General features: G+C 64.7%; 8 protein-coding genes. 5 read left to right on the plus strand and 3 right to left on the minus strand.

Annotation, left to right across the window (positions count from 1 at the left end; translation table 11 throughout):
* The coding region (locus tag Q0R16_RS01985; protein WP_295631281.1) for a 3'(2'),5'-bisphosphate nucleotidase CysQ at window positions 1-762 on the minus strand (762 nt) is incomplete at its 3' end.
* A gap of 217 nt (window positions 763-979) precedes the next feature.
* On the opposite strand from Q0R16_RS01985, the gene sucC reads away from it, so the two are divergent.
* The 3 genes from sucC (at window position 980) to Q0R16_RS02000 (ending at window position 4,038) form a co-directional block, all read left to right on the plus strand.
* Window positions 980-2,179 (plus strand): ADP-forming succinate--CoA ligase subunit beta, encoded by a 1,200-nt coding sequence (gene sucC, locus Q0R16_RS01990; protein ID WP_295631283.1) that lies wholly within the window; start codon window positions 980-982, stop codon window positions 2,177-2,179.
* Between the two features lie 34 nt (window positions 2,180-2,213).
* Window positions 2,214-2,963, plus strand: a complete 750-nt coding sequence (locus tag Q0R16_RS01995) for an electron transfer flavoprotein subunit beta/FixA family protein (RefSeq protein ID WP_295631285.1) — start codon at window positions 2,214-2,216, stop codon at window positions 2,961-2,963.
* A gap of 145 nt (window positions 2,964-3,108) precedes the next feature.
* Complete coding sequence (locus tag Q0R16_RS02000; protein WP_295631287.1) at window positions 3,109-4,038, plus strand: FAD-binding protein; 930 nt, start codon at window positions 3,109-3,111, stop codon at window positions 4,036-4,038.
* Between the two features lie 66 nt (window positions 4,039-4,104).
* On the opposite strand, the gene Q0R16_RS02005 is transcribed toward Q0R16_RS02000, so the two are convergent.
* Window positions 4,105-4,500, minus strand: coding sequence for a hypothetical protein (locus Q0R16_RS02005; protein ID WP_295631289.1), 396 nt, complete (start codon window positions 4,498-4,500; stop codon window positions 4,105-4,107).
* Window positions 4,501-4,854: 354 nt separating this feature from the next.
* On the opposite strand from Q0R16_RS02005, the gene Q0R16_RS02010 reads away from it, so the two are divergent.
* On the plus strand, window positions 4,855-7,884 hold the full coding sequence (locus Q0R16_RS02010) for an adenylate/guanylate cyclase domain-containing protein (protein ID WP_295631291.1): 3,030 nt from the start codon (window positions 4,855-4,857) through the stop codon (window positions 7,882-7,884).
* Here Q0R16_RS02010 and Q0R16_RS02015 read toward each other — a convergent pair.
* Entirely contained in the window at window positions 7,881-8,342 is a 462-nt protein-coding gene (locus tag Q0R16_RS02015; protein ID WP_295631293.1) for a GNAT family N-acetyltransferase, read from the minus strand. The two genes, Q0R16_RS02010 and Q0R16_RS02015, sit on opposite strands and share 4 nt — an antisense overlap.
* An 80-nt stretch (window positions 8,343-8,422) precedes the next feature.
* Between Q0R16_RS02015 and Q0R16_RS02020 the strand changes: the two genes are divergently transcribed.
* Window positions 8,423-9,367, plus strand: a complete 945-nt coding sequence (locus Q0R16_RS02020) for an isoaspartyl peptidase/L-asparaginase family protein (RefSeq protein ID WP_295631295.1) — start codon at window positions 8,423-8,425, stop codon at window positions 9,365-9,367.
* The last annotated feature ends 79 nt before the right edge of the window (window positions 9,368-9,446 follow it).

The raw sequence follows: 9,446 nt of genomic DNA on the forward strand, positions 1-9,446 counted from the left end.
CAGCCGTTCCACCGCATCGGCGTGAAACGCAGGCGCGGTAACCAGCAGGCCGAAGGCGCGCGGATCGCGTTTGTTGTAGGCGAGCGGCTGGCCGAATGCGTCGGAAATCGTGGCGCCGGCCTCGCGCGCGATCAGCGTCGCGGCGGCGATGTCCCATTCGAAGCCCCAGCGCAAAGTGGCGAGCAGATCGGCTTCGTCGGCGCCCACCATGGCGATGCGCAGCGCGATGGAGTTGGGCTTGTCGACCAGCACCAGGTCGTTGTCCGCGGTGGGCAATGTGTCTGCGGGCACGCGCGCGCCGGCCAGCGTGAGGCGCTGGCTGGCGCGCAGCGGCGCATCGTTGCGGGTGGCGCCTTGCCCGGCGATGGCGCGCCAGAATTCGCCGCGCGCGGGCGCATCGAGCATGCCGATCAGCGGACGGCCTTCGCTGACCAGCGCCACCGAAACCGCCCAGCCCGGCCGCCCGCGCACGAAATCGCGGGTGCCGTCGATCGGATCGACCAGCCAGCACAAGCCCTTGTCGAGCCGGTCGGGGTGATCCGCCGTTTCTTCGGACAGCCATCCGGCCGAGGGCAGCAGCTTGCCCAGTTCGCGCTTCAGGAAGGTATCGACCGCGATGTCGGCTTCGCTGACGGGGTCGCCCGGGGTCTTGTCCCACACCGACAGCGCGGGGCCGGTCGGGTCGATGCGGCCGGGCCAGTGCGCCAGCGCCATGCGGCCGGCTTCGCGAACAATGTCTTCAAGGCGCGTGTAGTCGATCATGTCTGTTTTCGGCCCTGCGGCACCGCGCAAGTGATGGCAAGCGGGCGTGCGCGGTTGTAATCGCTTTAAGCGCGCGGTTGAATTGCGCCCAAACACCTTTTCAAGCGGCTGTGCCTGTGCTTTAGGCCACCTGCCCACCCGTCAGGACGTGGGTTAGACGATTCCACCGGCACCGCCCGCGAACGGCGCGTCGCCCTGTACCCAGCGGGAACCTGCGATGAACGTCCACGAATATCAGGCCAAGGAACTGCTCGCGCAATTCGGCGTCCAGGTGCCCAAGGGCATCGCCGCGCTGACGGTCGAGGAAGCCGTTGCTGCCGCCAAGTCGCTGCCCGGCCCGCTTTGGGTGGTAAAGGCGCAGATCCACGCTGGAGGACGCGGCAAGGGCAAGTTCAAGGAACTGGGCGCCGATGCCAAGGGCGGCGTGCGGCTGGCCAAGACGATCGACGAGGTCGAGGCGTTCGCCAGGGAAATGCTCGGCAACACGCTGGTTACGGTGCAGACCGGTGCTGCGGGCAAGCAGGTCAACCGGCTGTATGTCACCGATGGCGTTGATATCGCTGCGGAATATTACCTGTCGATGGTGGTCGATCGTGCAACCGGCCGGATCGCGCTGATCGTGTCGACCGAAGGCGGCATGGACATCGAAACCGTGGCGCACGACACGCCCGAAAAGATCACCTCGATCATCGTCGATCCGGCGCAGGGCTTCATGCCGCACCACGGCCGCGCGGTGGCGTTCGCGCTCAAGCTGTCGGGCTCGCTCAACAAGCAGGCGCAAGTCGTGTCGAAGCAGTTGTACGATGCGTTCGTGGCGCTCGACTGCGAAATGCTCGAAATCAACCCGCTGGTCGAAACCAAGACCGGCGAACTGCTGGTGCTCGACACCAAGATGAGCTTCGATTCGAACGCGTTGTATCGCCACCCCGACGTGATGGCGCTGCGCGACGAGACCGAGGAAGATCCGGCCGAAGTCGAAGCATCGAAGCACGATCTGGCTTACATCAAGCTCGATGGCGATATCGGCTGCATGGTCAATGGCGCGGGCCTGGCGATGGCGACGATGGACATCATCAAGCTCAACGGCGCGTTCCCGGCCAACTTCCTGGACGTTGGCGGCGGCGCCAACAAGGAAAAGGTTACGGCTGCGTTCAAGATCATCCTCAGCGATCCGGCGGTGAAGGGCATTCTCGTCAACATCTTCGGCGGGATCATGAAGTGCGACATCATCGCCGACGGTATCGTCGCGGCGGCCAAGGAAGTGAACTTGTCGGTGCCGCTGGTGGTCCGGCTCGAAGGCACCAATGTGGAACAGGGCAAGGCGATCCTGGCCAATTCGGGCCTGCCGATCGTGCCCGCCAACGATCTGGGCGATGCTGCCCGCAAGATCGTTGCCGAAGTGAAGCTGGTCGCCTGACCGGCGTAACGTATTGAAAAGTGGAGAGGCGCTGATGAAAGCCCTGGTCTGTGTGAAGCGAGTGATCGATTACAACGTGAAGCCGCGCGTGAAGGCGGACGGCACGGGTGTCGATCTTGCCAACGTGAAGATGAGCATGAACCCGTTCGATGAGATCGCGGTCGAGGAAGCCATTCGCCTGAAGGAAAAGGGCGTGGTTACCGAGATCGTGGCGGTGTCGGTCGGCCCGCAAAAGGCGCAGGAAACGCTGCGTACCGCGCTGGCGATGGGTGCCGATCGCGCGATCCTGGTGATGACCGACGATGAAATGGAACCGCTCGCGGTCGCCAAGATCGTCAAGGCCATCGCCGACGAGGAAGCGCCTGGCATCATCATCACCGGCAAGCAGGCGATCGACGACGACAACAACCAGGTCGGCCAGATGATTGCCGCGCTGCTCGGCCGGCCGCAGGGCACTTTCGCCAACGAGATCACTGTCGAAGGCGATGCGATCGTGGTGAAGCGCGAAGTCGATGGCGGTCTGGAAACGGTCAAGCTGGCCGCGCCGGCGATCGTGACCACCGACTTGCGCCTGAACGAGCCGCGTTATGCCTCGCTGCCCAACATCATGAAGGCCAAGAACAAGCCGATGGCGCAGAAAACGCCAGCCGATTACGGCGTGGACACCACGCCGCGGCTCAAGACGCTGAAGGTGGTTGAACCACCGGTGCGCGTTGCCGGGATCAAGGTTCCCGACGTCGACGCGCTGGTGGCCAAGCTCAAGGAAATGGGGATTCCTGCCTGAGGCAGCGTCCCTACACCGTTCGTGCTGAGCTTGTCGAAGCACCGCCCTTCTTCTTGAAGTTGCGGACAATGCACGAAGAAAAAAGCAGCCCTTCGACAAGCTCAGGGCGATCGGAACTTGGGGGAAGCCCCGGAGGAACGGAACTATGAAAACTCTCGTCTGGGTCGAACACGACAACGCCTCGGTCAAAGATGCCACGCTCGCGGTTGTTACCGCCGCGTCGAAGCTGGGTGAAGTGCACCTGCTCGTCGCCGGGTCGGGCTGCGCTGCGGTGGCCGATGAAGCCGCCAGGATCGAAGGCGTGGGCAAGGTCCACCTCGCCGATGACGTGGTTTACGCCAATGCGCTCGCCGAAAACGTCGCACCGCTGGTGGTCGAACTGATGGGGCACCATGACGCGTTCCTCGCGCCCGCCACCACCACCGGCAAGAACATCGCGCCGCGCGTGGCAGCATTGCTCGATGTGATGCAGATCTCGGACATCCTCTCGGTCGAAGGCGAAAAGACCTTCACGCGCCCGATCTACGCGGGCAACGCCATCGCCACCGTCGAAAGCACCGATGCCAAGCTGGTCATCACCGTGCGTGGCACCGCCTTCGCCAAGGCCGCCACCAGCGGCGGTGCGGGCACGGTCGAGGCCGTCGCCGGCAAGGGTGATTCGGGCCTTTCCAGCTTCGTGGGCAGCGAACTCGCCAAGAGCGAGCGCCCCGAACTGACTTCGGCCAAGATTATCGTGTCGGGCGGCCGCGCGCTAAAGGATGCCGAAACCTTCAAGGCGGTGATCTTCCCGCTGGCCGACAAGCTGGGCGCCGGAATCGGTGCCAGCCGCGCCGCGGTCGATGCGGGCTACGTTCCCAACGATTACCAGGTTGGGCAGACCGGCAAGATCGTGGCGCCGCAAGTCTACCTCGCGGTCGGCATCTCCGGCGCGATTCAGCACCTTGCGGGAATGAAGGACAGCAAGGTCATCATCGCCATCAACAAGGACGAGGACGCACCGATCTTCCAGGTCGCGGATATCGGCCTGGTGGGCGATCTGTTCACGCTGGTGCCGGAACTGACCGGCAAGCTCTGAACTTCGCCTTTCGATTCGATGCGAAGGCCCCGCCACCGTGCGGGGCCTTTTTCGTTTGTGCACACCTTAGCGTGTTCTCTTATGCAGTTCCTTCAACCAGTGCCCGATGACGGTGAAGTCATCGGGCTGTTCTGACCCCAAATTTTTTGTGACTTTCTCCAGAAACTGCAATCCTTTGCTTGTGATTGAAAACGATACCGTTTCTGGATGCCATTCAATCAGGCCTCGCCTTATTGGATTCTTCCTTGATTCACGATGGGAAACGACCCTGTGGACTCTATTTGCAACTCGCGAATCTGACCGGCTCGCCACACTCAGTAATGATTCGTGACCCAGCCATTTTGACCGTTCGATTGCTTCTATGATTTCCGCTTCACTCATCCTGCCAAATCTCGCCCGTGAGAGGGGAAGCATGAGTGCGCACAGAAACTCAATTTCACTCAGCAACAGCTTGATCGCCATGACTCAACTCCATAGTCAAGTTAACCATATAGGTTATAAGTGTTCATTAGTTGTTTTTTGTCAAACGGTTATATGAGTTTCAGAGACGCGCCGCCCCATTGCTTTCGCTGCCAAGCCCGCTGCATTCCGCCCGGACCTCTCCACCACCGTTCCGGCGGTCCCCCTCCCCGAGCAAGCTCGGGGGGAATGATTGGCGTAGCGTCGTCAGTGTTCGGGGTGCGCGAGATTCTGGCTCGATCACTTCCAGTTCCCGCAGTACCCCAACCACAAACCCCGATCGACCTGAAACCCGCGCTGCTATAGGCTGACCTCCAACGCGCGGAGCATCGAAGCCATCGCGCGTGGGGGGAGGCGATGGCCGACACCGCAACACATATCGGCACAGCATCCGCGCAGCCACGCCGCGGGCCGCTTTCGGCCGTGCGGCGGCTGTTGCTGGCGATCGTGGTGCTGGCCGTGCTGGTGGGCATCGTTGCGCCGCTGTTTTCCGATCCGCTTGATACGCACGCGCCTGCCGCGCGCGCGGGCGTGCTCGATCTGGGTGCCGTCGGTGGCCGTGCGGGGGTGGGCGCGCTCGATCGGCCGATCGCGCTGCACGGGCAATGGACGGCGACCTGGCTGGCGGGCGAACGTGGGCTTGCGGGTGGGGGCGGGCCGCCGGTGGGCACGCGGATGGTGCTTGCGATTCCCGGCCAGTGGTCGGTCCAGCCCGGGCCCGATGGCCGCCTGCTGCCGATGAGCGGGACCGTGCGCTATGAGCTGGTGGTGCGAAACCTCGCGCCGGGCAGCTATACGCTCAACGTGCCGCCGTTCTACGCGGCCAATCGTGTGTCGATCGACGGCCAGCCGGTGGCGCATCGCGGCAAGGTTGGCATGTCGGCGGACACTACCGTCTATCACGTACGCGCCGAAAACATCCCCTTTGTCGCGACCGGGGCCGACGTGCGGATCACGATGGACGTAGCGGCCTGGCTGCACCGCGACAACGGGATCGTCCAGCCGCCGGTGCTGGGCACGTCGCAGGTCATGGACGACTGGTTCAGCCTGAAATGGGCGCGCCAGTTCATCCTGACCACCTCGCTGATCCTGATCGGCGCGTTGGGGCTGTCGGTGTTCCTGTTCCGCCAGCAGGACCGGGCCTCGCTGTGGTTCGGTCTGGCGTGCCTGGCTTTCATCCCTTCGGGTTCGATGTTCGGGTTCGACAACCTGCTGCTGATCCAGTTTCCCTGGCTGTCTTTCCAGGGGATGCTGCTGGCGAAATATCCGACATCGACCGCTGCGGTCGTGTTCTTTCTCGCCAACGCGCACGAACTGTTCCCGCGTGAAAGCCCGCGCGCGGTGTTCCGCTCGCTGGTTGCGGCGACGCTGGCGATTTCGCTGCTCGAATTGTGGCACCTGCTGCGCGGCGAGACGATGGCGGCGTCGATCGTGGCCAATTACTTCTTCATCGATGTCTTCGTCACGCTCGGCTGGTGCATCGTAATCGTTGTGCGCGCCAGCCTGCACCGGCGCGATGGCGCGCAGATTTTCCTGCTCGGCCAAGGGCTATGGATCGTCAGCGTGGTGCCGGGCACGCTGATTTCGGCGAATTGGATCAGCAGCGACCGCGTCAGCGGCTTCGAATTTTCCGGGCTTGGCGTGCTGATGCTGCTGTTCAGCCATGTGATCCTGATGGCCGAACGCTGGTCACTGGCGATTGCGAACGCCGAGCGCGTTTCCAGCGAGATGCGCCAGCTCGTCGAAGTGAACACCGCCATCGCCAGCGACCTCGATCTGGCGCCGCTGATCCGCCGCATCGTCGAAGCCGCCAGCCGCGTGATCGGCGCCGATCGTGCCTCGCTGTTCCTGCGCGATGCGCGCAGCGGTGAATTGACCTCGCTCGTGGCCGAAGGTGTGGGCGAACGCAGCATCCGCGTGGCCGAGGGCAGTGGCCTGGCCGGCCATGCGCTCGCCACGGGCCATGCGATTAACCTGGCCGATGCCTACGATGATCCGCGCTTCGATCGCAGCGTGGATGAAAGCACCGGCTATCGCACGCGCAGCATCGTCACGGTGCCGCTGGCCGCGCGCGACGGGCGCGCGCTGGGGGTGATGCAGGCGCTCAACCGGCTCGACGGGCAACCTTTCGACGATGACGACGTGCAGCGCATGGCCGCGTTCGGCGCGCAAGCCGCGATCGCGATCGACAACGCGCGGCTGTTCGGCGAGGTTGTCGCCGCGCGCAATTTCGATGACAGCATCCTGCGCTCGATGTCGGGCGGGGTGATCGCGCTCGATCGGGCATCGATCATCACCAAGGTCAACGCCGCCGCCGCCGAAATCCTGGGGGTCGATGGCGAGGCTGCGCTGGGCCTGAGCGCGAGCGACCTGCTGGCCGAGTACAACCCGTGGTTGATCCCCGAGATCGAAGCGGTGGCCGTCACCGGCGAACCCAAGCTGCTGCTCGACATCGAACTGCGCACGCTGCGCGATCGGCCGCCCTCGGTGAACCTGTCGATCGTGCCGCTCGACGGCGAGGAAGGCGCAGCGGGCGTCCTGCTGGTGATCGAGGACATCTCGGCCGACAAGCGCATGCAGGGCGCAATGCGCCGGTTCATGACGCAGGAAGTGGTCGACCAGATCATGGGGCAGGAGGACGAACTGCTGTTCGGCACCGCCTGCGATGCGGCGGTGCTGTTCGCCGATATCCGCGGCTTCACCACGATGGCCGAGCAGCTTTCCGCGCGGCAGACGGTGGAAATGCTCAACGAGCTGTTCACCGAGCTGTTCGAAGCGGTCTCGGATTCGGGCGGGATGCTCGACAAGTACATCGGCGACGCCATCATGGCGGTTTATGGCGCACCGCTGTCGAGCGGTCGCGACGCGCTCAACGCGGTGATCAGTGCGGGCGAAATGCTGCGCCAGCTCGATCTGGTCAACGCCACCCGCGCCACACGCGGCTCTGCACCGATGCGGCTGGGCATCGGCGTGGCGACCGGCGAAGTGGTCGCGGGCACGATCGGCAGCCCCAAGCGCATGGACTACACCGTCATCGGCGACAGCGTGAACCTGGCTGCGCGCTTGCAGGAATTGACCAAGACCTACGGCGTGGAACTGCTGGTGTGCGAACGCACCGCGCGCGCGGCGGGCTTGCAATTCGAACTGCGCGAAATCGACACGATCACCGTGCGCGGACGGCAGCGCGCCGAACGGATCTTCGAGGTGATGACGCGTGAACCGGCCGATCCGGCGGCCCGCGCGGCGCTACTGGAAGCTTATGCCGAGGGGCGTGAGGCGCTCGCCAGTCATCGCCGCAGTGCAGCGGTGGCGGCTTTCGAACGCGCGGTGGCGATCGATCCCGAGGACGCGCCGTCCAAGCACATGCTGATGCGGGCACGGAGTTAGAGCGTCAGTGTCATAAACGTGCTGAACGGGTCCTCGGTGTAATCCGCAAACGGCCCAGTGAGGGCAAAACCATGCTTTCGGTACAAGCCCAGCGCCGGCTCGAACGAATCACCACACCCGGTCTCAAGGCTCAACCGCGCATATCCACGCGCGCGGGCCTCGCCGATCAGGTGCAGCAGCATTGCCTCGCCCAGGCCCTTGCCGCGCCATGCGGGAGCGGCGCGCATCGATTTGAGTTCGCCGTGCGTGGGGTCCAACTGCTTCATTGCGCCCATCGCGGCCAGATCGCCGTCCATCCAGGCCGACCAGAATGTCACCCCCGGTTGCCGCAGCTTTTCGGCCGGCAGCGCGTGGACCGAGCAGGCGGGTGAATTCTTGTGCATTTCGCGGAGGTGCCAGGCGACGAGCGCCTGGACTTCGGCGCCCGACAAGTCGTCTTCGATGATCGTCGGCTTCATGCGGCCCCACCGGTTTCAATTGCAAACGCATGCCCCCAGCGGCACAGCGCGAACCAGTCATGCCGAAGGAGCCCTAAGCCATGCAAGACCAAACCCCGAAGTGGTCGCTGGCTATTCACGGCGGCGCGGGCTCGATGCGGCCGGATACCATGCCCGAAGCCGATCGCGCGCCTTATCTCGCCGGGCTGGAAGCGGCGCTGGCGGCGGGCACGGCGGTGCTGGCGGCGGGCGGGTCGGCGCTTGATGCGGTCAGCGCGGCGGTGATGGTGCTGGAGGATGATCCGCATTTCAACGCCGGGCGCGGAGCGGTGTTCACCTATCACGGCACCAACGAACTCGATGCGGCGATCATGGATGGCGCCACGCGCAAGGCCGGCGCGGTGGCGGGGATCGGGCACACCAAAAACCCGGTCAAGCTGGCGCGCGCGGTGATGGAGCACAGCCCGCACGTGATGCTTTCGGGCGCGGGAGCGGAGGAATTCGGGCGCGAGCAGGGTATCGAGCAGGTCGATCCCGATTGGTTCGCCACCCCCGAACGCTGGCGGCAGTTGCAGGAATTGAAGGCGCGCAAGCTTGGCTGGTTCGATGTCGATCTGAAATACGGCACCGTCGGCGCGGTGGCGCGCGATGCGGCCGGGCACCTTGCCGCCGCGACCTCGACCGGGGGCCTCACCGGCAAGCGCTGGGGCCGGATCGGCGATTCGCCGCTGATCGGCGCGGGCACTTACGCCGATGATCGCAGTTGCGCGGTCTCGGCCACCGGCGCGGGTGAGGCGTTCATCCGCGCGGGCGTGGCACAGGAAATCGGCGCGCGCATCCGGCTTGCAGGCGAGGACTTGCAAGCCGCTGCCGATGCCGTGCTGGCCGACGCACGCGCGCTTGGCGCTGACAGCGGCGGCGGCGATGGTGGGGTGATCGTGGTTGGCGCCGACGGCCGGACCGCTTTTGCCATGACCACGCCCGGCATGTACCGCGCGCGGGCAGACAGCGACGGGCTGCGCGAGGTGGCGATCTTCGGCGCTTGAAAGCTTGAACGTATCCCCGTTCGTGTCGAGCGAAGTCGAGACACGTTGGCGCTGCGTCGGCGTGTCTCGACTTCGCTCG

It is taken from the genome of Novosphingobium sp., from assembly GCF_025351285.1.
In the GTDB taxonomy this organism is placed as follows: Bacteria; Pseudomonadota; Alphaproteobacteria; order Sphingomonadales; family Sphingomonadaceae; genus Novosphingobium.

What these genes read in the sequence shown, in the direction of transcription:
- Q0R16_RS02020 (WP_295631295.1), top strand. Translation starts at nt 8,423, where the DNA reads ATGCAAGACCAAACCCCGAAGTGGTCGCTGGCTATTCACGGCGGCGCG.
- Q0R16_RS02000 (WP_295631287.1), top strand. Translation starts at nt 3,109, where the DNA reads ATGAAAACTCTCGTCTGGGTCGAACACGACAACGCCTCGGTCAAAGAT.
- Q0R16_RS02010 (WP_295631291.1), top strand. Translation starts at nt 4,855, where the DNA reads ATGGCCGACACCGCAACACATATCGGCACAGCATCCGCGCAGCCACGC.
- Q0R16_RS02005 (WP_295631289.1), bottom strand. Translation starts at nt 4,500, where the DNA reads ATGGCGATCAAGCTGTTGCTGAGTGAAATTGAGTTTCTGTGCGCACTC.
- Q0R16_RS02015 (WP_295631293.1), bottom strand. Translation starts at nt 8,342, where the DNA reads ATGAAGCCGACGATCATCGAAGACGACTTGTCGGGCGCCGAAGTCCAG.
- sucC (WP_295631283.1), top strand. Translation starts at nt 980, where the DNA reads ATGAACGTCCACGAATATCAGGCCAAGGAACTGCTCGCGCAATTCGGC.
- Q0R16_RS01995 (WP_295631285.1), top strand. Translation starts at nt 2,214, where the DNA reads ATGAAAGCCCTGGTCTGTGTGAAGCGAGTGATCGATTACAACGTGAAG.